Genomic DNA, 24,142 nt, shown 5'->3' on the forward strand with positions numbered 1-24,142 from the left:
CATTGGCCTTTGCTGTCAGCTTGTCCTTGCGGTGAAGTGATCCACCACACGGGCAAGCCCCACCGAATTGGAGCCTTTCACCAGCACCGCATCGCCGCCCGTCAGTCCGTATTCCTGCAACGCTGCGATGGCTTCACCCGCATTGGCGCAATGCGCAAACTGGGGAGCGTTGCCAAGCGATTCGGTGTGCGCTTTCCCCATCTCACGGGCGAGTGCGGTCATTTCCTCGCCCACCAGCACGGCGTAATCGACCTTCGCGGCGGTCACCGGCTCCAGCAATTGCGCATGGAAGGCGGGAGCGAAATCGCCCAGTTCTTTCATGCTGCCGAGCACCGCGATGCGGCGGCTGGCGGGTGTCTGGCCGAGCTGTTGCAGGGTCGCGCGCATCGAGGCGGGGTTGGCGTTGTAGCTTTCGTCGATCAGCAGTGCATGGCCGCCGGGTGCCGCCACACGGAAGCGCGCGCCGCGCCCTTTCAGGCCGCCCATCTCGGCCAGCGCAAGGCCCGCCGCGCCCAGATCGCCGCCCGCCGCGTGCACAGCCGCCATAACGCAGAGCGAATTGTCGATCCAGTGCTCGCCGGGTTCGGAGACGGTGTAGCACAAGCCGATTGTGCCCATGCTCGCGGTGACCAGCGCGCCGCCATTGGCCTGCGGGATGGCATCCAGCAGCCGCATGTCGGCATGGGGCTTGCGCCCGAAGGAAAGGACTCTTGCGCCGTGGGCCAGAGCGGCGTCGCGCAATTGTTCGAAATGCTCGCTATCGGCGGGGATCACAGCAGTTCCGCCCTTTTGCAGCCCGTCGAAAATCTCCGCCTTGGCATCGGCGATGGCTTCCATGCTGCCGAGGTTCTCGATGTGCGCGGGCGCGATCGTGGTGATGACCGCCACATGAGGCTTCACTTGGGTCGTCAGCCCGCGAATTTCGTTCGCGTGGTTCATGCCCATTTCGAACACGCCATAGCGGCTGCGCGGCGGCATCCGCGACAGGCTCAAAGGCACGCCGACATGGTTGTTGTAGCTGCGCACAGAGCGATGCGTCGCGCCTCTGCTGGTGCGTTCCAACGCGGTGAAGATAGCCTCTTTCACACCCGTCTTGCCGACCGAGCCGGTCACGCCGACAATCCGCGCGGTCACGCGGGCCCGCGCGGCCGCGGCAAGCGCGTGGAGCGCCTTGCCGGTGTCCGCTACAAGCACGTGCGGGTAATCGACCGGACGGTCGACAATCGCGGCTGCCGCGCCGTTGCGGAAAGCGGCGTCGAGGAAGCGATGGCCGTCCATCGCCTCGCCCTTCAGCGCGACAAACAGATCGCCCGCCTGCACATCGCGGCTGTCCATTTCCACACCGCTGACCTGGAACGCGCCCGATGCGGTGCCGCCGGTAGCCGCAGCGATCTCGTCCGCCGTCCACAGCGCCAAGCGGGTGTCATCGGATGCAGCGCGCGGCCAGCGCAGCGTGTGCGCGAGTGCGTTCACTGTGCGCCTCCCGCCAGTTCCGCCGCGCATTCGCGGGCCACGGTCACATCGTCAAACGGCAACACCCGCATAGTTTCTCCTGCACCCACAATCTGTCCCTGCTCGTGGCCCTTGCCCGCGACCAGCACGATATCGTCCTTGCCCGCCTGCGCGATAGCAGCGCGGATGGCATCGCGCCGCCCGCCGACTTCCTGCGCGCCGGGTGCGCCTGCGAGTACGGCGGCGCGAATGGCTGCGGGGTCTTCGCCGCGCGGATTGTCGTCGGTCACTATAACCACATCGCTCGCTGCCATGGCCGCTTCGCCCATAGGCGCGCGCTTGCCGGTGTCGCGATCCCCGCCCGCGCCAAAAACGGTGATAAGCCTGCCCGCCACGTGCGGCCGCAAGGCGGCAATCGCGGCGGTAAGCGCATCGGGCGTGTGGGCGTAGTCGATATAGACCGGCGCGCCGCTGGCGGTAATCACCGCGCGCTCCAGCCGCCCGCGCACGGGTTGCAGCCGCGCCACCGCATCGAACACCTGCGAGGGGTTCGATCCGGTTGCGAGCGCCAAGCCCGCCGAAGTGAGCGCGTTCGCCACTTGATAGGCACCGATCAGCGGCAGGCGGAAGCGCCGCTCCTGCCCCTCATGCTCCACCGTCAGTTCCTGCCCCAATGGGGTGGCCGTGCGCGCGACAAGACGGATATCCGCGCCCTGCTCGCCCACCGTGAACACCTTCAGACCGCGCGCCTTGGCGACAGCGATGGCCCGCGCAGACCATTCGTCATCCGCCCAGATCACCGCCGTGCCATCATCGTCGACCACTTCGGTGAACAGCCGCATCTTGGCCGCGAAATAGTCTTCCATATCGGTGTGGTAATCGAGATGGTCGCGGCTGAGATTGGTGAAGCCGCCCGCTTTTACCGACAGGCCTTCATTGCGGAACTGGCTGAGGCCGTGGCTCGATGCCTCATAGGCAACATGGCTCACCCCTTCGCGCGCCAAGCCGGTCATGTTCGCAAGGAATGTGACGATGTCGGGCGTGGTGAGGCCGGTGGAGACGCTTTCTTCGGGCGTGGTGACGCCCAGCGTGCCGATGCTCGCCGCCCGCTCCCCGCACATCCGCCAGATTTGCCGCGTCATTTCAACGCAGGAGGTCTTGCCATTGGTTCCCGTCACCGCGACGACAGTGTGCGGAGTCGGTTGGAAGAACCGCGCGGCAATCTGCGCGAACAGGCGGCGCGGATTGTCGCTGGGAAGATGCAGCGCACCCGCCACACGCGCTTCGGGCCGTGCCACCACGGCGACCGCGCCGCTGGCAATGGCGGCGGGAATGAAATCTTCGCCATTCACCGCGCTGCCCTGAAACGCGCCGAACACATTGCCGGGCGCAATCTTGCGGTTGTCTATGGCAAATCCAGTGATGCGCACATCGCCGGTATCGCCCGCGTCCGCTCCGGCAATCGCTGCGCAATCGACCAGCCGCATCAATTGCCTCCCACCAGCGGGCGCAGATCAGTCAGATCGATATCGCGGCTTTCGTCGGGATAGATGCCCAGCTGCGGCCCGATGCGCGGCACCAGCCGACCGACAATCGGCGCGGCATTCCACGCTGCGGTGCGCTGGAAGCTGCTGGCGGCGGTGCCCTGCGGTTCGTCGAGCATGGCGATGATGACATAGCGCGGATTGTCCATCGGGAAGGCGGCAGCGAAGGTGGAGACCAGCGTCGTCTGGCGATACCCGCCCACACCGGGCTTTTCCGCGCTTCCGGTCTTGCCGCCGACGCGGAAGCCCGGCGTATCGGCGTTGCGGCCGGTGCCATAGGCGGTAATCATCCGCAGCAGCTGGTTCATTCGCGCGCTGGTGCTTTCCTTGAACACGCGGCGGCCGCGCGGGGCCTGGCCGGGCGCAATCCGGTTGAGCGTCGCCGGACGCCAGATGCCGCCATTCACCATCGCCGCATAGGCACTGGCCAGATGCAGCGGCGTCACCGCAATGCCGTGTCCATAGCCGACGGTGATCGCGCGGATGCGCTGCCAATCGCCCGCTTCCCAGATCGGAAAGCCGCGCGCGGGCAGTTCGATATAGGGCCGTTCGTTAAAGCCCAGCTCCACCATATATTGCCGCAGGGTCGCAGCGCCCATTTCGTCAACGATGTGGCCGGTGACGATATTGCTCGAATGCATCAGCATTTCGGGCGTGTTGAGCGAGGCCCCCAGCGGGTGGCTGTCCTGGATCATGTGGCCCTGCACTTCGTAGGGCGTCGCGCCAAAGCGCCGCCGCATATCAACCACCGCGCCGCTATCGATCGCGGCAGCCACGGTGAGCGGCTTGAAGGTAGAGCCCAATTCATAGACCTGATTGGTCACGCGGTTGAACGCGGGCGCAGTGATGCCGCGCGCGTGTTGTTCGTCTGTCACCCGCACATCGTCAGCCGTCACGGCATTGGGATCGAATTCGGGCAGCGAAGCGAGCGCGAGCACTTCGCCGGTGTCGACATCGAGCACAATCCCCGCCGCGCCGGTGGCGTTGACCGACAGCATCCCGCTGCGCAGTTCTTCTTCCAGCGCGCCCTGCACCCGCATATCGATGCTGAGCGCCACCGGTTCACCGCGTGTCGCGGGATCGAGCAGCCGGTCGTTGAGGACTTGTTCCATCCCGACACGGCCATTCCCGTCCGAACCGACATAGCCGAGCACGTGCGCCGCCATGGAGCCTTGCGGATAGTGGCGGTCTTCCTCTTGCGGCAGTTCGAGCGCAAGCTCGCCGATCTGCATTACGCGGTTTGCGTCCTCGGGCAGGATGCGGCGGCGGATATAGGCGGGCCGCCCTTCGGCGAGGATGCGCGCGGTATCGACCACGTCGAGATCGGGGAAAATCGCCGCGAGTTCCCGCGCCACCGCTTCAGGTGAACGCACCAGCGGCGGGCCGCCGTCGCCGCCCTCGCTCATCGCATTCGGGTTATACCACAGCGCATAGGCGGGGAACGCGCGCGCCAGCGGCACGCCGTTGCGGTCGGTAATCTCGCCGCGCGGCGGCAGCAGCGCATCGGCCAGACTGTGCTGCGCTGGCCCGCGCTCGACCGCGCCAATAAAGGTCAGCCGCACCAGCGCCGCCAGCCCGAGCAGCGCGAAGATCAGGATGACCAGCAGCAGCCGCAGCCGCGCTTGCAGCAGCGAACGGCGACGGAAGTCCACCATCCCCGCCTGGGTCGCAATGATCGTGCGGGGGGCGGCGAAAGCGCTCAATTCCCGGCAGCTCCCGCGCTGGCGATCACAGTAGCGCGCTGCGATGCGCGGTTCACCGGCGCGGCGAGCGGATTGGAGATGACGGTAACGGCAAGCCCGCTGCCATTGTCCTCGTGGGCTTCCGCCCCTTGGAGCACGGCGGGATCAACCGGCTCGCCGGTCAGCGGCGACACCAGCTGCGGAAATTCAGGCAGATCCTCGCCCGAACGCAGGCCAGCAAGCCGGATCGGCGCAGGCGCATCGGCCGAGCGCGGCACGCCGAAGCTCGCCAATTGGCGCGGATTGTCAATGAACTGGTCAGCCTCTGGGGCCTGGAAGCCGAAGTCCACGCGGTTCCAAGCGGCCAGCTGCACATGGTTGGCGCGGGTGAGGAATTCAGTTTCCAGCAGCAGCTTGTGCTCTTCCAGCTGCACAATCTCGCGCTCCGCCTGCACTACTTCGGCGTGCACGGCGGTCACCCGCAGATGCAGCATGATGTAGAGGACAAAGCAAATGCCCAGCGCGGCAATCCAGCCGATGCGGCGGACGGGCTTGGGCGGCGTGACAGGAAGCTGGCTCATGCGGCGTTCTCCCGTGCCGGGGCGGCGGTGCGGATGGCGGCGCGCAAAGTGGCGGAACGCGCGCGCGGATTGCGATCCAGCTCGGCAGCGGAGGGCCGGATCGCTTTCGACAGGTGCCCGAAACGCGCCGAGGGGACGGACTGCGTTTCGGGCAGGTGTCGCGAGCTGCGGGGGTTCTGGTTCGCAGCATCGCGGAGGAAGGTCTTGACCATGCGGTCTTCAAGGCTGTGGAAGCTGACGACAGCAAGCCGCCCGCCTTCCTTCAGCAGCGCTTCGGAGGCGGCGAGCGCGGCGTCGAGCTCGTCAAGCTCGCCATTCACATGGATGCGGATGGCCTGGAAGCTGCGGGTCGCCGGGTCTTTCTTGTCGCCGGGGCGGTAGCGCAAAGCCTTGCGCACGACTTCTGCCAATTCGCCGGTCGTGGTCAGGGGGCGGGCGGCCACAATCGCGCGGGCGACGCGGCGCGACTGGCGCTCCTCGCCATATTTGTAGAGCACATCGGCAATATCGGCTTCGGCAGCTTCGTTGACGAAGTCAGCGGCATTGGGGCGCGAGCGGCTCATCGTCATGTCGAGCGGGCCATTGCTGCTGAACGCAAAACCGCGCTCGGCCTGATCGAGCTGCATCGAGGAGACGCCGATATCGAGCGTGATCCCGTCCACCTGCGCAATGCCCGCTTCCGCCATCTCCTCGACCATTTCGGAAAAGCGGCGCGGATGCAGCACCAGGCGCGGGGTATCGCCTTGGGTTTCCGGCCACTCGCGGCCAGCCGCAATCGCATCGGGATCGCGGTCGAAAGCGTGCACGATGGCGCCGCGTTCCAGAATGGCGCGGGTGTAACCGCCCGCACCGAAGGTTGCATCAATTATGACATCGCCGGGCTGCGGATCGAGCGCGTCGATCACTTCATCGAGCAGCACGGGGATATGCGGGGCGGGCGCGATCATGCGCCTTTTCCTCGCGCGGATTTGGCGCGCGCCTCTTCGGCTTCGGCAAGGCACAGCTCGTACTGGTCTTCCCAGTCGCTGCCCATCGCGCCAAGCTGGTCGAGATCCCAAAGCGTGATGAAATTGCCGCCACCAAGGAAGCAGATATTGTCGCCAATCCCGCCCACTTTGCAGAACTTGGGCGGCAGCACGAAGCGACCGCTCTTGTCATAGGGGACCTCGGTAAAGACCCACATTTTGGTGGAGCGCACTTCGCGGTTGTAATCCTGCCCGCGGCGGACGGCGTTGTCCTCTTCCTTGTCGAGGATATCCTCGAACAGTGCGGTGCGCGAAAGGCCAAAGGCGCGCAGGGCTTTGTAGTCAGGGTGGGTGCCGATGCACAAAGTGCCTTCATCGCCCAACTCGGCAAAGACCTTGCGGAACAGCGGAGGCAGGACGAAGCGATCCTTTTCGCCGCGAAGCGAAAAGCCCTGCCCTCTGTATCCTGTCGGCCGCTGCGACACGTTCCGATTCCCCGTCCTGACTTCCCCGTGGACACATCTCCCCCGCTCCGGGCCGCGCGCAGACGCGACCAGACCGCCCCGAAAACGGGACGCAGCACGGGCTTGTTGTCCGATGAAATGGGTGAATAACGCGGGTTAACGCGGGATGGAAGGGGAAATTACGGGAAATTGTGGGATAGTCACGTAAGTCACTGTTTTTACGGAGGCGGAATGCCTCCGGTTATGGTTACCTCATCCATGGTTGAGGGTGATACACCGTCCGTATCTGACTGAGACTCGCCCACAAAGTGTGGAATCGGGGGCCCATTTCCCGCGCTATCCCCGAATCCGGGAAAAATCGCTGCCGCCAGCGCGAAGAGCGCCTCAGGCGCGCCTTCTATCGGGCCGTGGAAATCGAGCATGGCGGAATCGGCTATTGCCAGCACTTCGCCCTCGCCTAGCGTGCAGCGGGCAATCACGGCGTGATGCTCAAGCGTGCAGCCGTCACCCGTCGCGGCGAATTCTCCGGCGAGATTGACCGGCACCTGCGTCCCGTCAAATCCGCTATGCCGCACGCCTTCGGCCTGACTGTCGTCAAAGCGCAGTTGCAGTCCCCAATGATTGAGGATTGGCGAGAGCAGCACCGTATCCTGCGGTCGCCGCCGGTCACCAAGGCCGAAGCGCGATTCTCCGGTCATCATGGGGTCGGCAAACAGCAGCAGGCGCCCGCCTGCGCGCACCCAGCTATCAAGCGCAACATTCTCCTCGCCCGTCAGCCCGCGCGGCTGCGCCAGCAACAGCATGGTGTGCGGCGCGAGGGCGTCTGCCGAGAGATAATCAAGCGGTGCCAGCTGCGCGCGCTGTTCGATCAGCGAACGCGCCCAATGCGGTTCCGCTGCGCCGGATAGAATGTCTTCGATACCGGCAGCCTCGCCCCAGACGAGCGGGATAGTGCCCATCACCGCAAGCTGCGGAACCGACGATTGCTCCCGCTCCTGCGCCATTACCGGCATCGCCCCGCACAGCAATGCAGCGGCCAGCAAGGCCTTACTGCAATTGCGCATTGGAAGTCGGATCAGGAACATCGCCGGTCGGCTGGGTCTGCGGCGCGGAGGAGCCGGATGGCGTAGGCGTTGCGGGCAAGGCCGGAGCCACCCCTGCCTCCACCAGCGGATCAGCGCCAGCGGTGGGCGTTCCGCTTGGCTCGACCGTCGGCGCGGCTTCGGGAACCACAGAAGCATCGGTTTCCTGCACCCGGTTGCCGATCACATCCGCCAGACCGATCAGCAACACCATGCCGAGAATGCCCAGCCCGCCGACTTGCAGCCGCTGCATCCGTTCGGAACGCGAACCGCCCAGCGGGCCACCAACGGGCACGGACGCAGGCTCTGGATGCGCGTTGCGCCGTTTCAGATACTCTCGCGGATCAAACGCCATGGGACAGCAAGCTACACGATCAAGATGAACCTAGCCAGTCGAATACGGGCAGGTTTTTGCTCGCTAACCATTCGGCGTTGTAGAGCGTGGAGAGGTAGCGGAAGCCAGTATCGCACAGGATTGTCGCCACCCGCGCATCCTGCCGCCCTTCGGCGACCAATTGCCGCCCCAGCGCCACCGCGCCCGCAACATTGATGCCGCTGGAAAGGCCAAGGCACAGCCCCTCTTCGCGCAGCAGCCGCGCGACCCATTCGAGCCCTTCCTCGTCGGAAATGCGGAATTGCGTGTCGATCGGCGCGTCTTCCAGATTGGCAGTGATGCGGCCCTGCCCGATGCCCTCGGCGACGGAAGTGCCTTCCGATTTCAACTCGCCCGTGGCGAAATAGGAATAGAGCGCCGCGCCGTGCGGGTCGGTGAGCGCGATGCGGACATTCTCGTCCATCGCCTTCAGCCCCATGCCCACGCCCGAGATCGTACCGCCCGTACCCGCCGCGCAGGTAAAACCATCCACCCGCCCTTCCAGCTGCTCCCAGATTTCGGGCGCAGTGCTTTCGATATGCGCGCGGCGGTTGGCGACATTGTCGAACTGGTTCGCCCAGACCGCGTTCTCCATATCCTCGGCAATGCGGCGGCTGGTATGGACGAAGTGGTTGGGGTCGGCGAATTTGGTCGGAGGAACGGTGACGAGCTCCGCACCCAATGCCCGCAACGTGTCCATCTTCTCGCGCGACTGGTTGTCGGGCATCACAATCACGGTCTTGTAGCCCAACGCATTGGCCACCAGTGCAATCCCGATGCCGGTATTGCCCGCCGTGCCTTCGACGACCGTGCCGCCCGGCTGCAGCTCGCCCCGCGCCTCAGCATCGCGGATGATCCACAGAGCGGCGCGGTCTTTAACGCTGGCGCCCGGATTGGCGAACTCGCACTTCCCCCAAATCTCGCACCCCGCCGCCTCGCTCGGGCCGGACAAGAGGACGAGCGGCGTGTTGCCGATAAGGTCGAGCGTGTCGCTACGGACGGGGGCGTTGATCATGGAAGGGAATTAGGGCGAGCGACTGCGAAGCGCAATGCGATAGGTTTCTTGCGGTTTGCCAAGGTTGGTTTCGGAACAAAAAATCTCTCCCATTTCGGGAGAGATACGAAGACTTGGCAGCTTGCTGCCTAGTCGCAGTTCAGAGGGCGCCGCGTGCGAGCATTCGCTCGCAACCCCTCTCCCAACCCTCTCCCGCAAGGGGAGAGGGCAAGATCCTCAATCTTCCTCGGCAATCGTCACTTTCAACCCGCTCAAATCATCGGTGAACGGTATCTGGCACGACAGGCGCGAGGTCGGCGCGCGGTGGTCGCTGCTGTCGAGTAGATCGTCCTCGTCCTCGCCCATCGGCGGCAGCTTTTCGGCGAAGGCCGGGTCGACATGGACGTGGCACGTCGCGCACGAACAGCAGCCGCCGCACAGCGCCAGCAGCTCGTCAAAACCATTGTCGCGGATCGCTTCCATCACAGTCAGGCCGCTTTCAACCTCGATGGTGGATTCCTCGCCTGCGCGATTGACGACGGTGAGTTTAGGCATGGGCTTGCAATTCCTCTCAACTAAAGCGAGGCGGGAGCTAGGCAATCGCGCCCGCATTGGCAAGGATGGACGTTGGGATGGGGCTTACAGCTGCGCAGATCAAGCACGCGCTTGATGAAGTGTCGGGCCGCGAACCGGCGTTTGCCGCTGCGCTGGAGAAGGCAGGCTATCCCGAACCGCGCATCCGCCCGCGTGGCTATATGACGCTGCTGCGCACAATTGTCGGTCAACAGGTGAGCGTCGCAGCGGCATCCTCGATGTGGAACAAACTGGAGGCGGAACTGGGCGAAGACTTTACCCCCGCCTGCCTGCTGGAACGCGATTTCGATACTTTGCGCGCCTGCGGCTTGTCGCGGCAAAAGCAGGGCTATGCCCGCAGCCTGTGCGAGCTGGTGAGCGCGGGCGAAGTGGATTTCGACAACCTTCCCGCAGATGACGAGGAAGCAATTGCCGAGCTGACCAAGATCAAGGGCATAGGCCGCTGGTCAGCCGAGATTTATCTGCTCTTCGCCGAGGGCCGCCCCGACATCTGGCCCGCGGGCGATCTGGCGGTGATGGCGGGCTTGGGCAAAATCCTCGGGCTGGAAGAACGCCCCGACGAAAAGGCCACCCGCGCGCTCGCCGAACCCTGGCGCCCCCATCGCGGCGCGACCGCGATCTTCACGTGGCACTGCTACAACAATCCGGCGCTTTAGGGTCTTAACATCCCGGCCGGACACTTTTCGCCATCTCGCCCGTAGTATGGGCGCAACTATGACAACAGGAGTATGGGGCGATGGCTTACACCATGGAGAAGGTGCTGCGTGTGCGGCACTGGAATGACGGGTTGTTTTCCTTTTGCATAACCAGGCCACCAAGCTTCCGTTTCCTGTCCGGTCAATTCGTGATGCTCGGCCTGATGGTGGATGGCAAACCGCTCTTACGCGCCTATTCCATTGCCTCGCAACACTATGCGGAGGAGCTTGAGTTCCTCTCCATCATCGTGCCCGATGGACCGCTGACCTCGCGCCTTCAGCATATCCAGCCGGGCGATGAGATTTTGCTGGGCGCAAAGCCCGTCGGCAGCTTGGTCATCGACGCCGTGGTGCCGGGCAAGCATCTCCATCTTTTCGGCACAGGCACCGGTCTCGCGCCTTGGATCAGCTTGGTGCATGATCCGGAGGTGTATGAGCGCTTCGACCGTGTCACCGTGCAGCACACCGTGCGCCATGTGGAGGACAGGGCCTATTTCACCCTGCTAGACACGCATCTCGCCAATGATCCGCTGGTCGGCGAAATGGCCGCCGAGCAGCTTGTCTATGATTGGGTCGCCACGCGCGTGGCGAAGAGCAGCCATGGTGATCCGCGCCGTATTACAGAGCGTATTCGCGACGGCAGCTACCCGCTCAATCCGGAAACCGACCGGGTGATGTTGTGCGGCTCTATGCCGATGATCACGGAATGCTCGAAATTGCTCGATGAAATGGGCTTTGTGGAAGGAACGCTGTCGCACCCGGCCACCTACGTTCTGGAGCGCGCCTTTGCGGGCTGAGGGCTACGACCCGTTAGGCCGTCTCCGCAACCCAATCCTTGCGCAGTGACTTGCCAGCGAGCGCCATCAGCAGCGCGGCGACGCCATACAGCACCAGCGAGTAAAGCATTGAATAGCGCAAGGCCTCGTCGCCATAGGTCGGAGTGAGGAAATCGGACAGCGCGCCCAGCGCGTAAATCCCGCCGCCAAGGCCGATCAGATTGTTGATGAGCAGGAACAGTGCCGACGCGGTCGAACGGGCGGCGGGCACCACCAGATGCTGGATCGCCGAGAGCACCGGGCCAAGCCAGATATAGGCAAGCGCTTGGGGCAGCAGGAACAGCACGAAAGCAAGTTTCCAGTCACTGCTCGTAATCCCGGCGGCGAATAGCGGCGCACCTAGGAAGAAGGCCACGGCGGGCACCCAAGCGTAGAACGCTCGATCGCGTCCGCCCAGCCGGTCGGCCAGCAATCCGCCCGCCAGCACGCCGATCACCCCGCCGATCAGCAGGATCGCGCCGAAGAATTGCGAGGCTTCGACCAGCTCGAAACCGAAGCTGCGCATCAGCAGGCTCGGCAGCCAGAAGGCGATACCGTAGCCGAGCATGGACGACATCGCCGCGCCAAAGGACAGGAACCAGAACGAGCGTTTGCGCGCCAGAATGCCAGCGGTCTCCGCCAGCTTGGGCTGGACCGGAAGCGGTGCAGGATTGTCCACGGAGACAACCGGCTTGGCCTTGTCGCGCACCAGTATCTTGAACACCGGCACAATCAGCACGCCGAGCAGTCCAACCGTGAAGAAGGCCGTGCGCCAGTCCACCGTCGCCGCGATATAGCCGCCGAGCAGCACGCCAAGGCCCGATCCGATGGGGATGCCCAGCGAATAGACCGAGAGCGCGGTCGCCCGCTGCTCGCTGGGGAAATAGTCGCCGATCAGTGCGTAGGAGGGGGCCACCCCGCCCGCCTCGCCAATGCCGACACCCAGCCGTGCGAGGAAGATGTGCCAGAAATTCTGCGCAAGGCCGCACAATGCCGTGAACCCGCTCCACGCGAAGAGTGAGACCGCGATCACCCAGCTGCGGCTCGTCCGGTCAGCCAGCGCCGCCAAGGGCACCGCCATGGTCGAATAGAGGATGGCAAAGGCAATGCCGCCCAGCAGCCCCAATTCGCCATCGGTTAGGCCAAGATCGGCCTGCACCGGCGCGGCGAGGATCGAGAGGATCTGCCGGTCGATAAAGTTGAAGATATAGACCACCAGCAGCATCCCCAACACGACATTGCGGTTGGGATCGGGCTTGGCTGCAGTGGCCGTGGTCATTGCGCGTGGTCTTTCAGAAAAGCGGTGATCGCCGCCAGCGCGGCGGGCTCATCAAGCAAAGGCGCATGGCCTCTGCGGGGAACCTCCACACTGGCGAAGGGGCCAAGGTGTCGGGCTTGCATGGCAGCAAGCGTATCGCGGTCAAGCAAATCCGACAATTCGCCGCGAATGGCCAGCACAGGCGTTTGCCCCAGCATTTCCCACAAGGGCCACATATCGGGCTGCGGCTGGCTCTCGTCTTCGGAAAAACCCTGTGCGATGGCGGGATCATAGGCGAAGGCGATGCCGTCCACCGTCTCACGACAGGTGCGGTGCGCCCAGCCGAGCCAGTCCGCTTCGCCGAAATCGGGAAAGGCCGACTGGTTGATTGCCGCGCAAGCCTTCGCCGCCGCGTCCCAATCGGGAAACACCGTCCCGCCGCCGACATATCCCTTAATGCGATCCAGCCCCTCTTGCGAAAGCACCGGGCCGATATCGTTGAACACGATCAGCGGAAACGCGCCCGGCTGCATCGCGTTCATCACCATCGCTATGAGCCCGCCCATCGACGTGCCGATGATACCCGCGCGCTCGATGCCCAGCGATGCAAGCAGCGCGAACATATCGGCGGCGTAAACATCAGGGCGGTAATTGGCCGGATCGCGGTCATAATCCGACAGCCCACGGCCGCGCTGGTCGGGCACGATCAGCCGGTATTGGCCCGCCAAATGCGCTGCCAGCAGCGCGAAATCGGCACTGTTGCGCGTCAGCCCGTGCATCAGCAGCAGCGGCTGGCGATCATTTTGGCCATCGCCCCGATAGTCGCGGGCGAACAGCTGCAGCTGCCCGCACGCGCTATCATAATGGTGCTCGCGATAATCCATCATCACCCTCCTGAACCGGTGGGAACCGGATCAGAATTCGATGGTGGCCGTCACATATACCTGGCGCGGATTGCCGTAGAAGGCCGTCAGCGTGCCTTCGCGGCCCAGATTGCCCGTCGGCTGGCCGCCGGTCAGGATCGGCTCACCCGTGGTCGGGTTGACCGCGATGAAGGTGTAGCCCGAGGTACGGTATTCCTGATCGGTCAGGTTGCGCCCATACAGGCCGAGGCTCCAGCCGCTATCGTCGGTGTAGAGGATGCTGGCATCGAGCAGCGCATAGCCATCCTGATCGAGGAAGGGGCTGGGAACTTCGAACTGCGTCGTGGAGCTGCGGAAGGACAGCGTGCTGCCCAGATACAGCTCCCCATTGGCCAGCGGGGTCGCATAGCCCAGCGTCGCCGCGCCGCTCCATTCGGGCGTGTTCTGCACTTCGCGGAATTCGGAAACGTCGGTCGGCACGCCGCCGATATTGGTGATGAACTGGGTATATTCGGCATTGATCCAGCCGAGCGCGCCCTGGAAGCGCAGCTCGTCCCCGCTGCCCAGCAGATCGCGGGCGAGCACCGCGTTGGTTTCGAATTCGAGACCGTAGAACTCCGCTGCACCGGCATTCGACACGACACCGCAAAAGGTCTGGATGCCGCCGACATTGCAGGCGACCGAACCCGGAATCTGCACATCGGTGTAATCGGCATAGAAGGCGGCCACCGCGATATAGAGATCGCCGTCCAGCAGATCGCCCTTGTACCCCAACTCATAACTGTCGACGCTTTCCGGCGCGAAGCTGAGGAAGTCGGCGATCTCGTCATCGGTCGGTGCGCCGGGGGTTGCGGCAGGCGCGTTCACGCCGACACCGCGCGGATCGAAACCGCCGCCTTTGAAGCCTTGCGAGAAGCTGGCGTAGATATTGTGGTCAGGCGTCGGCTGGAAGCTCAATGAGACGCGCGGGGTGAACTTGTTGAATTCCTCCGAGCCTTCGAAATTGGTGCTCGGCGCGCCGAACGCGATGCCCGCACCCCCGAAAACCGGCGAACCGCCGCCGAGATAATTCTGCCGCAGAATGTCCGCCGTCCGCTCGTCCCACGTATAGCGGCCGCCGACCGAAAGGCTCAGCTGGTCGGTAATGTCGTAGCTGAAGTCGCCGAACACGGCGAAGGTCTGCGTATCGACATTGGCCTGCGTGAACGCGGTGAAACCGGCAAAGGTGGTGAACAGGCGCACGTCGAACTGCGTGTCCGCGCGCGCGTCGAGGTAATAGGCACCCATCAAGCCGGTGAACGGCCCGCCATCGTCCCACAACAGCTGGACTTCCTGGCTCAACTGTTCGTTCGAATAGAAGGCGGGAACGTCCAGATCGACGGCAGGCAGCGCGTCGAAATCAATCGGGCTCGCGCTTTCATCCGCACGATAGGCGCTGATCGAACGAAGCGTCAGCGCATCGGACAGGTCAAAGCGGATATTGGCGGCAATGCCCCATGCTTCCACATCCTGCACGGGATCAACCAGCCCGCCGCGCGTATCGAACACATTGTCCAGCACCGGCGCACCCGAAAGCGCGCCCGGGATCAGCCGGTGGCCGCCGCGCGCATTGCTGCGGTCATGCGTGTAGTCGCCCGAAATGCGCACGAAGACCGGTTCCCCGCCCCCGCCGATTTCCAGCGTGCCGCGTGCCGCCCAGATATCCTTGTTGTAATTGTCTTCGCCCGTGGTGAGATTTTCGCCGAAGCCCCCGCGCGAAAGCCGGGCAACTGAAGCGCCGATGCGCACCGGATCGGCCAGCGGGGCCGAAACCGACACGACACCCTCGGCACGGTCAAACGAGCCATAGGTCGCGCGGGCGCTGAGAGTGAATTCGTCGGGCAGTTCGCGGGTGACATATTTCACCGCGCCGCCAATCGTATTGCGGCCATACAGCGTGCCCTGCGGGCCGCGCAGCACTTCGATCCGCTCGATATCGTAAATGTCGAGAACGGCAGCCTGCGGGCGGTTGAGATACACGTCGTCGAGATAGATGCCGACGCCCTGCTCGAAGCCGGAGACCGGATCCTGCTGGCCGATGCCGCGGATAAAGGCCGAGAGGGTGGAGTTGGTACCACGCGATTCCTCCAGCGTGGTGTTCGGCGTGATCTGCGCGATATCAGTGATGTCGGACGAACCGCGACGCGCCAGCTCCTCGGCTCCGAAGGCGGTGACGGCAATCGGCACATCGACCAGATTCTCGTCACGACGGCGCGCGGTAACGACGATGCGGCCTCCGCTGACCGTATCCTCCGCTTCGGGATCGCCCTCTGCAACCTGCGCATAAGCGGGCGTGGCAAAGGCAGTGAGCACAAGTGCGGCGGCAGTGGACTGCCAAAGAGCGGCTTTCGACATCGATACTCTCCCAAGGTGATTTTTTTCTATCTCGCGTCGATATTGAAAGTTGAACCACCTTTCAACTTTTTTCTTTGCACACTGCCCCCATTGCCGTTAGCGGTGTTGTATGCCTGCATCGCCTGCCGTCTCGGAACCCGATCACAAACCCCCGCGCACAGCGCGCGGGCGCGAGACCTTGCGCAAGCTGCTGGATGCGGCGGCGAAAGAGTTTGGCGAGAAGGGCTTTCACGAAGCCTCGATCAGCAGCATCACTCGCCGGGCGGGCACGGCGCTGGGCAGTTTCTATACCTATTTCGACAGCAAGGATGCGCTGTTCCGTGCGCTGGTGAAGGACATGAGCGGGCAAGTCGCGGCGCGCGCACGCGAGGCGATTGCACCGGAGCAAAGCGCCTTCGCGATCGAACAAGCGGCTCTGCGCGCCTTCCTGCAATTCGCGCATGAGAAGAAGGAAATCTACCGCATTATCGACGAATCCGAATTCGTCGATCCGGCGGGGTATCGCCAGCACTACGAAGCCACCGCCGCGCGCATTCTCGAAAGGCTCAAGGCGGGCGAAGCGGCGGGAGAGTTCCGCGACGGGCTGGAAGAAGCGCACGCCTGGGCGCTGATGGGGATGAACGTTTTTCTCGGCCTGCGCTACGCCGTGTGGTCGGACGGCGACGAGGCCGAGCGGGTGTCGGCACTGGCGAATGCGATGCTGCGGACGGGGATTGGTGCGCGGTCTGAGGACTAGCGCAAAATACTCCCGTCCCCGTGGGGAGGGGCTGGGGGTGGGGGTACGGCATCCGCACTGGCGCGCGCCACTCTGGATTGCCGCGTTGCTTCGCTCCTCGCAATGACGGTTCACCCATCCACTGTGTTGTGAAAGGCGGCGTCACTCCCTACCTCTCCCGCTCGGGACCAATTGGGAGCATTCATGACCACCACCGCCGCAAACCGCATCGCCGCAACCCCGCTCATTTCGCGTGACGCGCTATTCGGCAATCCGTCCCGCGCGGCCGGGCGGATCAGTCCCGATGGCAAGTGGGTCAGCTGGATGGCGCCGTGGGAAGGCGTGATGAACATCTTCATGGCCCCCTTTGACGATCCCGAAAACCCACGCCGGATGACCAGCGTGACAGATCGCCCCATCCCCACCTATCTCTGGGCGCCCGACAGCCAAAGCCTGCTGTATATCCGCGACAAGGACGGGGACGAGAATTTCCTGCTCTATCAGGTCGATCTGGAAGGCAAGGCGGAAAAATGCCTGACCCCCTTCGCCAACACCCGCGTCCAGCTGGTGGGCGGGTCGGACACGATCAGGGACAAGATACTGGTCGGCGTGAACAACCGCGATCCGCGCTTCCACGATGTGCATCTGCTCGATCTCACAACCGGCGCCCTGGAACTGGTATTCGAGAACAATGCCTGGGCAGCCCTCTCCGCCGATGACAGTCTGACGCTGCGCTGGGCCATGCGGCAGAACGCATCGGGCGGCACCGATATGCACGAGATCGTCGACGGCGTCGTGGCTGCGACCCCGCGCGAAAGCACCGGCCTTGATGATGCGCTCACCACCGGCATGGCGGGCTACACGACCGATGGCAGCACGCTATACTGGCTCGACAGCCGCGGGCGTGACACCGCCGCACTTTATGCCGAGGACACCAAGACTGGCGAGCGCACTCTCATCGCCGAGCACGCCAAGGCCGATATCGGCGGCACCATGCGCGATACGCGAACGGGCGAGGTGCAGGCCTATAGCGTCACCTATCTGCGCACCGAGCATCACGCGATTCACGAAGGCATCGGCGCTTCGCTCGCCTGGCTGCGCGAGCGGCTGCAAGGCGATTTCGGCGTCCAATCGCGCACCGATGACGATCTGCGCTGGCTGGTATGGAACGACCCGCTGACCGGCCCCATCGCCTGCTATCTGTACGACCGCGAGGCGGAATCGCTGACGCTGTTCTTCGTCACCAAGCCGGAGCTGGAAGGCGCGCCGCTCCAGCCGATGCATCCGCGCGAAATCACCGCGCGCGACGGGCTGACCCTGCCCAGCTATCTCACGCTGCCTCCGCAGGTTGATCCCGATGCAGACGGTGTGCCCGATGCGCCCGTCCCGATGGTGCTGCTGGTGCATGGCGGGCCGTGGGCGCGCGACGCTTACGGCTTCAACCGCACCCACCAATGGCTCGCCAATCGCGGCTATGCGGTGCTGAGCGTCAACTTCCGCGGCTCGACCGGCTTCGGCAAGAGCTTCATCAGCGCCGGCAACAAGCAATGGTCGGGCAAGATGCATGACGATCTGATCGACGCGGTCGAATGGGCGATTGCCGAGGGCATTGCGATGCGCGACAAGGTGGCGATCATGGGCGGCTCTTATGGCGGATATGCCACGCTGGTCGGGCTGACCTTCACGCCCGATTTGTTCGCCTGCGGGGTGGACATTGTCGGCCCGTCAAACCTTGAAACGCTGCTGGAAACGATCCCGCCCTATTGGGAGCCGCTGGTGAAGCAATTCCACGAGCGGATGGGCGATCCGACGACGGCGGAAGGAAAGCAGTTCCTGAAGGACATTTCCCCGCTCTACCGCGCCAAGGATATCGTGAAGCCGCTGCTGATCGGCCAGGGCGCAAACGATCCGCGCGTGAAGCAGGCGGAAAGCGACCAGATTGTCGAGGCGATGCAGCGCGACGGGGTGCCCGTCACCTACGTCCTCTTCCCCGATGAAGGCCATGGCTTCGCCCGCCCCGAAAACAACATCGCTTTCAACGCGATCGCCGAAAACTTCCTCGCCGAAGTGCTAGGCGGACGGGCCGAACGGGTGGGCGATGTGCTGGCCGCCTCCACCGCAGATATCCTCGCGGGCAAGGAGTATGTGGGGCTGTAGCACCCCGGATAGCCGAAGTTTTAATTGACAGTAATGTCAGCAACGCTATCCATCTCCCCATGAAAGACTACAAGAGCATCCTCATCACCGGCGGCGGTTCGGGTATTGGCCGTGCTGTGGCGCAGCGTTTTTCGCGCGGGGGCTGGTTTGTCGGGCTGGCCGATATCAACGAGGCGGGCATGGCCGAAACCGGCGCGCTGCTGCCCGAAGGCACGTGGTCGGCGCACGTGCTCGACGTGCGCGATCCGGCGCAATGGGACAGCGCGCTCAAGGACTTTCACGCAGCCTGCGGCGGGCGGATTGATGCGCTCGCGAACAATGCCGGAGTCCCGCTGGGCGGCGATCTGGCAGATCTCACTATCGAAGAAATCGACCGTACGCTGGCGATCAATCTCAATGGCGTGATCTACGGCGCACGCGCCGCCTATCCTTATCTCAAAGCAGCCGCGCCCGGCTCCTGCCTCGTCAATACGTGCAGCGCGGCGGGGCTTTACGGGCAGGCGGGCATGACCGTGTATTGCGCGAGCAAGTTCGGCGTGCGCGCGATTACCGAAAGCCTCGATGTCGAATGGGCGGCGGACGGCATTCGCGTCACCGATGTGATGCCCAGCTTCATCGACACGCCTTTGCTCGCGCAATCGAGCCACCATGGTGACAACACCCAGATCCGCGACCGCGTTGCTGCTGCGGGTCTGGAATTTACGCCGGTCGAGGAGGTTGCGGAAACTTTCTGGCGCGCGGTGCATGGCGACAAGCTGCACAATACCGTGGGCAAAACCGCGAAGAAGATCGAAACTGCCGCGCGCTGGCTCCCCTCCTACATCCGCAGCAAATCGCGCGATCTGGCCGAGCGCGGGTTGAAACCGATGGGTTGACCTGCAAATTCCGACTGCCCTGAGCTTGTCGAAGGGCTACATTTGCTCTTCAAGCGCGAAGAGAACAGAAAAAGCAGTCCTTCGACAGGCTCAGGACGGTAGGCAAGAGGACGCTAAGGGAGGGCCAGATGCGCACACGCAAAAGCATTTTCATCACCGGCGGCGGCAGCGGGATTGGCCGTGCCATGGCGCAGCATTTCGCCGCGCAGGGCTGGATGGTCGGCATTTCCGATCTCAACCAGCAGGGTATGGACGAAACCAAGGCCCTGCTGCCCGATGGCCAGTGCAAAACCTACAAATTCTCCGTCACCGATATCGCTGCATGGGACGATGCCCTCGCCGATTTCACCCGCATCACCGGCGGGAAGCTGAACGTCCTCGCCAACAATGCTGGCCTGCCGTCGGGTGGGCCGCTGACCGAAGTCACGCATGAGGAAATCGACCTGCTGATCGATGTGAACCTGCGCGCGCTGTTTTACGGCGCGAAGGCCGCCTTCCCTTATCTGAAAGCCGCTGCGCCCGATGCCTGCTTGCTCAACACCGCCAGCGCGGCGGCGATTTACGGCATGGCCAACCAGAGCGTCTATGGCGCGACCAAGGCGGGCGTGCGCAGCATGACCGAGAGCTTGGACGCAGAATGGTCAGCCTACGGGATCAAGGCGCGCTCGATCATGCCCAGCTTCATCGATACCCCGCTGCTGCAAAACCCACCCAACCGCAGCCGCAACACGCCGATACGCGACTCGGTTATCAAGGCGGGCCTCGAATTCACGCCAGTAGAGGAAGTCGCGCAAGAAGCGTGGAACGCGGTGCATGGCGACAAGGTGCACGTGCTCGTCGGCAAAACCGCGCGCAAGATGGGCTTTATCGGCAAATGGTTCCCCGGCAAACTGCGCCAGCGCGCCAAGACCCTGGCGCAGGCGCACGAAAAGAGCGAGGGGCGGCCGGCGAACGCTTAGGGGGTAGCCGCCGCCATCGCCGCCAGCTTGCGCACGGTATTCATATTGCGCCCCGTGCACAGCTTTGCGCCCGGGACAACCAGCTTGGAACGCCCCATGCCGCTGGGGTGGTTGATGAAAATCTCCCGCTCGCCCAGCGCCAGTTCTTCGTCCGCCTGATGCCGCACGCCGTCCAGCGACGGCGCTCCATCGGTGAAGATCACCAGCAATTGACTGCCCACCGCATCGGGAAAGGGATTGCGCGCGACAACCGCCGCCATCCCGGCTCCGGTGCGCAAAAGGATGGCGGGAGATGCGCCGAACTCTGCCTCAATCGCGCCGGTCAGCGTGGCCCGTACCGCCTCCGAACCATCCGGCCCGGTGAACACCAGATTGCCGCTGGCGATATAGCTTTGCACATCGGCAAAGCCCGCCGCCGCGACCGCCGCGCGCAGGGGAGCCATCGCGATTTTGCCCGTGCCGCCGACGTTCACCGCGCGCAGCAGCGCGACCCAGCGGGTCATTCGGGCTCGATCATCGCGACCATCGACAGCCGCACCGCTTGCCCTTCCAGCGAGAGGAACGGCTGCGCTTCCTCCCATGGCAGCACAATGGTTTCCGCGCAGGCAGAGGCGACATGGGGCAGGATCGGAATCATCGCGACGCCTTCCCGCGCCAGCCCGACATTCCAGCTGCTTGCGGAAAGCTGCATCTCCTCGCACTCCGCGCCGATTGCCGATCCGGCATAGGGGCGCAGGGCATTGAGGAACGGTTCGGTCGCAGTACGATAGACGTAGCTATCCACCCCGCTTTCAACCAGTTCGCTCGCCAGTGCCGCTTCGTTGAGCCAGCTTGCAGGATCGACCTCCTCGCCCGAATTGCGATCAAACACGCGCCGCTCGCTCCAATAGGATCCATGCGCACCGCCGCAATAGACCCCGTTCGATTCCAGCGCGACCAGCCAGCGATAGGTCAGCAGTTCGGGTTGCAGATGGCGGCCATATTCGCCGTTCATCGCGCGGTCGGCCACCATTGCCAGACATTCGGCATGGGCGTCGCCCATATTGCCCGCAGGCAGAACCGCCCGCAGCGCAGCGTTGATGGAGTTGTCGTAATAGCGTTCGGGCGGAATGGTGAAGGTGCTGATCTGCACTGCGTCATATCCGCCAATCGCCTCCTCGCGCAGATGCTCAGGCGCAAGATAGGTATATTGCACGATGCTGGTGCCATCGAACACCGCCGCGTTCTGCGTAACAGTGCCCCCGCGCAAGCGGGGGGCCATAAAGGCCTCGCTCGAACACGGGCTCGCATATTCGTCGGCCAGCACAATTTCGCGGCGCTCCAGCCGGACGCGCTGCACCGCGTCGCCTTCGCGCCAACTGCCGAGCAGCGTATCGCCGGTGGCCTCGCCCAGCTGCCACATCGGCAAGAGCGAATCGTCCCTATCCGCAGCGCCCGCCCCCATCTGCCGCCAACCGCCGTCCTCTTCGATCAGCATGGTGAGGCGCATATCGTCCATGCGATAGAACACGCCATTGCCGTTGAAACAGGCGAGGATCGGGCTGTCACCCAGCGTGCCTTCCCAAACGCCGTAGAGCGGCTCTTCCGCAGACTGCGCTGTTGCCGGAAGGCTCACAAAAGCGGCGATACCCAGCGTGGCCAGTCGCAGCGCGTTCACGCCAGAAGCTCCTCGATCGCGCGCGCCAGCTTCATGTCCCGCATGGAAAGCCCGCCCGCGTCATGCGTCGTCAGTTCGATCTGCACCTTGTTGTAAACATTCGACCATTCGGGATGATGATCGTGCTTTTCGGCGAGCAGCGCGACCTGCGCCATGAAGCCGAACGCCTGACTGAAATCGCCGAATTCGAACGTGCGACCGATGGCATCGCCATCGCGGGTGAAAGCCCATCCGTCGAGCGCATCCACCAGCAATTCGGCCTCGCGCCTGCCCAAAGCTTCAACGGTCATCCTGTGTCCCCCTGCTTGCGTGTTCGCCCCTTCATGCCCTAACGCTTCGCGCAATGGAACCATGTCGATTAGCCGCGAGTGACCTTGCCTGCCGCCGCGGCGACCGCGTGCTGTTTTCCGGCCTCGCTTTCGCGCTGGAGACGGGCGAGGCCTGCCATGTGACGGGGCCGAACGGCATCGGGAAAAGCTCGCTGATCCGCATTCTTTCAGGGCTTATGCGCCCCTTTGCGGGCGAAGTAACGCACACGGGCAGCATGGGCCTGGTGGACGAACGCCTTGCGCTGGACGAGCATTTGCCGCTGGGCAAGGCCTTGGGTTTTTGGGAGCGGATTGACCGGTGCAGCGATGCCAGCGGAGCCATCGCGGCGATGCAGATCGCGCATCTGCTCGATGTCCCGGTGCGCTATCTTTCCACCGGCCAGCGCAAGCGCGCGGCGATTGCGCGGCTGCTCAATAGCGGGCGGCGCATCTGGTTGCTGGACGAGCCGCTGAACGGCCTCGATACACAGGCCAAGGGCGCAGTCGAAGCACTGGTGGCACAGCATTGCGGCGGCGGCGGAATCGCGCTGGTGGCGAGCCATCAGGATTTTGCCGTGCCCGATATCCGCAAGCTGCATCTGCCGGATTTCATCGCATGAGCGTGGTGATGACTCTCCTCAAACGCGATCTGGCCGCGCTGATGCCGGGCAGTTCACGCGGCAATTCGCTGCTGCCGCTCCTTTTCTTCCTGGCGGTGGCGATGCTGTTTCCCTTTGCCGTGGGGCCGGATGCCGAGCTGCTTGGCGCAACGGGCGGCGGGATGATCTGGGTGGCGGCGCTGCTCGCCGCGATCTTGCCCTTGGACCGTCTGCTCGCGCCCGATCTCGAAAGCGGGTTCTTCGATCAATGGGCACTGCGCGGGGTGACCGAGGAAGTGATCGTCGCCGTGCGCCTGCTCGCCCATTGGCTGAGCTTTGGCCCCTTCATCCTGCTCGCCAGCTTCCCCGCGAGCGCGCTGCTCGGCATCGATGGAGCTACCTTGCACACCGTCCTGCTCGGCCTGCTGGCGGGAACGCCGGGGCTGGCCGCGATCGGCATTATCATCAGCGCGGTGACCGTAGGCCTGCGCAGCGGCGGCGCGGCATTGTCCGGCCTGCTGATGATCCCGCTCGCCGTGCCGCTGCTAATTTTCGGCGCAGGCGCGCTCTCGACCGGCGGCGAAGGCGGGCTGGCGTTGACCGGAGCGATCAGCCTGGTGCTGGTGGCGATAGCACCCTTTGCCGGCGGCGCGGCAATCCGGGCGACGCGGGAGGGGTAAGCCCCTACTCCACCGGCTGGTAATCCGCCCGCCGCAGGGTCAGCATATAATCGACCAGCAGCTCCACCTCGTCATCTACGAGATAGAAATCCATTTGTTCGGGGTAGTTGTGCGCCTCGGTCAGCCAGCTGGTCAGCGTTTCGCGGGTCAGGCCCGGCGTGTTGGCGATCACGGCCCATTCGGGCGCATTCGGGTTGGGCGAGAGGCCATAGGGTTCGACCGAGTGGCACTGCGAGCACGCCGCCTGCGCCAGCGCGTGCGCCTCGGTTCCGGCTTGCGGGTTCGCGGACGCGGCGGGGTCGGGCGCGGTGTGCTGGCACGCGGCGAGCAGCGCGGTGCAAGCGGCGATTAGCGCGATATTCCGGTGCATTGTCATTCTCCCTCACCCTGTTGGAAGGAGGCTATAGCAGCAAATGGCCCGCGTGAATTTGCGCCA

At 64.1% G+C, this 24,142-nt stretch carries 25 protein-coding genes; 8 read left to right on the top strand and 17 right to left on the bottom strand.

Annotated features, from left to right (window positions below):
- Nucleotides 1-15: 15 nt before the first annotated feature.
- The 10 genes from murF to GC121_RS00875 all read right to left on the bottom strand — a co-directional run bounded on the left by murF (nt 16) and on the right by GC121_RS00875 (nt 9,692).
- Nucleotides 16-1,503, bottom strand: coding sequence for a UDP-N-acetylmuramoyl-tripeptide--D-alanyl-D-alanine ligase (gene murF, locus GC121_RS00830; RefSeq protein ID WP_199857690.1), 1,488 nt, complete (start codon nt 1,501-1,503; stop codon nt 16-18).
- On the bottom strand, nt 1,470-2,939 hold the full coding sequence (locus tag GC121_RS00835) for a UDP-N-acetylmuramoyl-L-alanyl-D-glutamate--2,6-diaminopimelate ligase (RefSeq protein WP_151972205.1): 1,470 nt from the start codon (nt 2,937-2,939) through the stop codon (nt 1,470-1,472). The genes murF and GC121_RS00835 overlap by 34 nt, the downstream gene beginning before the upstream one ends.
- Nucleotides 2,939-4,699 carry a peptidoglycan D,D-transpeptidase FtsI family protein gene (locus GC121_RS00840; protein WP_370513724.1) on the bottom strand — a complete coding sequence of 587 codons (1,761 nt, stop codon included), beginning with the start codon at nt 4,697-4,699 and terminating at the stop codon, nt 2,939-2,941. The genes GC121_RS00835 and GC121_RS00840 overlap by 1 nt, the downstream gene beginning before the upstream one ends.
- On the bottom strand, nt 4,696-5,259 hold the full coding sequence (locus GC121_RS00845) for a hypothetical protein (RefSeq protein ID WP_151972207.1): 564 nt from the start codon (nt 5,257-5,259) through the stop codon (nt 4,696-4,698). The genes GC121_RS00840 and GC121_RS00845 overlap by 4 nt, the downstream gene beginning before the upstream one ends.
- The gene (rsmH, locus tag GC121_RS00850) at nt 5,256-6,206 is read right to left on the bottom strand and encodes a 16S rRNA (cytosine(1402)-N(4))-methyltransferase RsmH (RefSeq protein WP_151972209.1); all 951 of its coding nucleotides are present in this window, start codon (nt 6,204-6,206) and stop codon (nt 5,256-5,258) included. The genes GC121_RS00845 and rsmH overlap by 4 nt, the downstream gene beginning before the upstream one ends.
- Nucleotides 6,203-6,709, bottom strand: coding sequence for a division/cell wall cluster transcriptional repressor MraZ (locus tag GC121_RS00855; RefSeq protein WP_151972211.1), 507 nt, complete (start codon nt 6,707-6,709; stop codon nt 6,203-6,205). Before GC121_RS00855 ends, rsmH begins: the two co-directional genes overlap by 4 nt.
- Before the next feature lie 197 nt (nt 6,710-6,906).
- Nucleotides 6,907-7,731, bottom strand: a complete 825-nt coding sequence (locus GC121_RS00860; RefSeq protein ID WP_151972213.1) for a DUF4350 domain-containing protein — start codon at nt 7,729-7,731, stop codon at nt 6,907-6,909.
- 4 nt (nt 7,732-7,735) lie between these two features.
- Entirely contained in the window at nt 7,736-8,125 is a 390-nt protein-coding gene (locus GC121_RS00865; RefSeq protein ID WP_234421045.1) for a hypothetical protein, read from the bottom strand.
- Nucleotides 8,126-8,144: 19 nt separating this feature from the next.
- Nucleotides 8,145-9,158, bottom strand: coding sequence for a cysteine synthase A (locus GC121_RS00870; protein ID WP_151972215.1), 1,014 nt, complete (start codon nt 9,156-9,158; stop codon nt 8,145-8,147).
- A 216-nt stretch (nt 9,159-9,374) separates the two neighbouring features.
- A complete protein-coding gene (locus GC121_RS00875; RefSeq protein ID WP_151972217.1) occupies nt 9,375-9,692 on the bottom strand; it encodes a 2Fe-2S iron-sulfur cluster-binding protein in 318 nt (105 codons plus the stop codon).
- 77 nt (nt 9,693-9,769) lie between these two features.
- Here GC121_RS00875 and GC121_RS00880 point away from each other — a divergent pair, with 77 nt between their 5' ends.
- Nucleotides 9,770-10,387: a DNA-3-methyladenine glycosylase gene (locus tag GC121_RS00880; protein ID WP_151972219.1), complete on the top strand. Its 618-nt coding sequence runs from the start codon at nt 9,770-9,772 to the stop codon at nt 10,385-10,387.
- An 80-nt stretch (nt 10,388-10,467) separates the two neighbouring features.
- On the top strand, nt 10,468-11,223 hold the full coding sequence (locus tag GC121_RS00885; protein WP_151972221.1) for a ferredoxin--NADP reductase: 756 nt from the start codon (nt 10,468-10,470) through the stop codon (nt 11,221-11,223).
- Nucleotides 11,224-11,236: 13 nt separating this feature from the next.
- On the opposite strand, the gene GC121_RS00890 is transcribed toward GC121_RS00885, so the two are convergent.
- Genes GC121_RS00890 through GC121_RS00900 form a run of 3 tightly spaced genes read right to left on the bottom strand, consistent with a single transcriptional unit; the run spans nt 11,237 to nt 15,756 of the window.
- Nucleotides 11,237-12,520: an MFS transporter gene (locus tag GC121_RS00890; protein WP_151972223.1), complete on the bottom strand. Its 1,284-nt coding sequence runs from the start codon at nt 12,518-12,520 to the stop codon at nt 11,237-11,239.
- Complete coding sequence (locus GC121_RS00895; protein WP_339389806.1) at nt 12,517-13,386, bottom strand: alpha/beta hydrolase; 870 nt, start codon at nt 13,384-13,386, stop codon at nt 12,517-12,519. The genes GC121_RS00890 and GC121_RS00895 overlap by 4 nt, the downstream gene beginning before the upstream one ends.
- A 27-nt stretch (nt 13,387-13,413) precedes the next feature.
- Nucleotides 13,414-15,756: a TonB-dependent receptor gene (locus tag GC121_RS00900; protein ID WP_151972225.1), complete on the bottom strand. Its 2,343-nt coding sequence runs from the start codon at nt 15,754-15,756 to the stop codon at nt 13,414-13,416.
- A gap of 109 nt (nt 15,757-15,865) precedes the next feature.
- On the opposite strand from GC121_RS00900, the gene GC121_RS00905 reads away from it, so the two are divergent.
- The 4 genes from GC121_RS00905 to GC121_RS00920 all read left to right on the top strand — a co-directional run bounded on the left by GC121_RS00905 (nt 15,866) and on the right by GC121_RS00920 (nt 20,462).
- Nucleotides 15,866-16,492, top strand: a complete 627-nt coding sequence (locus tag GC121_RS00905) for a TetR/AcrR family transcriptional regulator (protein WP_151972227.1) — start codon at nt 15,866-15,868, stop codon at nt 16,490-16,492.
- Nucleotides 16,493-16,675: 183 nt separating this feature from the next.
- Nucleotides 16,676-18,628: a S9 family peptidase gene (locus GC121_RS00910; protein WP_151972229.1), complete on the top strand. Its 1,953-nt coding sequence runs from the start codon at nt 16,676-16,678 to the stop codon at nt 18,626-18,628.
- A 59-nt stretch (nt 18,629-18,687) separates the two neighbouring features.
- Nucleotides 18,688-19,503 carry an SDR family oxidoreductase gene (locus GC121_RS00915; RefSeq protein WP_151972231.1) on the top strand — a complete coding sequence of 272 codons (816 nt, stop codon included), beginning with the start codon at nt 18,688-18,690 and terminating at the stop codon, nt 19,501-19,503.
- 128 nt (nt 19,504-19,631) lie between these two features.
- Nucleotides 19,632-20,462, top strand: a complete 831-nt coding sequence (locus tag GC121_RS00920; protein ID WP_151972233.1) for an SDR family oxidoreductase — start codon at nt 19,632-19,634, stop codon at nt 20,460-20,462.
- Here the strand turns inward: GC121_RS00920 and GC121_RS00925 are convergent.
- The 3 genes from GC121_RS00925 to GC121_RS00935 are packed head-to-tail and all read right to left on the bottom strand — an operon-like array spanning nt 20,459 to nt 22,409.
- Entirely contained in the window at nt 20,459-20,965 is a 507-nt protein-coding gene (locus GC121_RS00925; protein ID WP_151972235.1) for a DUF1697 domain-containing protein, read from the bottom strand. The genes GC121_RS00920 and GC121_RS00925 overlap by 4 nt on opposite strands.
- The gene (locus tag GC121_RS00930; RefSeq protein WP_151972237.1) at nt 20,962-22,119 is read right to left on the bottom strand and encodes a hypothetical protein; all 1,158 of its coding nucleotides are present in this window, start codon (nt 22,117-22,119) and stop codon (nt 20,962-20,964) included. Before GC121_RS00930 ends, GC121_RS00925 begins: the two co-directional genes overlap by 4 nt.
- Nucleotides 22,116-22,409, bottom strand: a complete 294-nt coding sequence (locus GC121_RS00935) for a 4a-hydroxytetrahydrobiopterin dehydratase (protein ID WP_151972239.1) — start codon at nt 22,407-22,409, stop codon at nt 22,116-22,118. Before GC121_RS00935 ends, GC121_RS00930 begins: the two co-directional genes overlap by 4 nt.
- Nucleotides 22,410-22,462: 53 nt before the next feature.
- Between GC121_RS00935 and ccmA the strand changes: the two genes are divergently transcribed.
- Complete coding sequence (gene ccmA / locus GC121_RS00940) at nt 22,463-23,047, top strand: heme ABC exporter ATP-binding protein CcmA (RefSeq protein WP_151972241.1); 585 nt, start codon at nt 22,463-22,465, stop codon at nt 23,045-23,047.
- A gap of 8 nt (nt 23,048-23,055) precedes the next feature.
- Nucleotides 23,056-23,706: a heme exporter protein CcmB gene (locus tag GC121_RS00945; RefSeq protein WP_234421046.1), complete on the top strand. Its 651-nt coding sequence runs from the start codon at nt 23,056-23,058 to the stop codon at nt 23,704-23,706.
- A gap of 4 nt (nt 23,707-23,710) precedes the next feature.
- Here the strand turns inward: GC121_RS00945 and GC121_RS00950 are convergent, their stop codons facing one another.
- Entirely contained in the window at nt 23,711-24,082 is a 372-nt protein-coding gene (locus GC121_RS00950) for a c-type cytochrome (RefSeq protein WP_234421047.1), read from the bottom strand.
- Nucleotides 24,083-24,142 lie beyond the last annotated feature (60 nt).

Source organism: Erythrobacter sp. EC-HK427 (assembly GCF_902498745.1).
In the GTDB taxonomy this organism is placed as follows: Bacteria; Pseudomonadota; Alphaproteobacteria; order Sphingomonadales; family Sphingomonadaceae; genus Alteraurantiacibacter.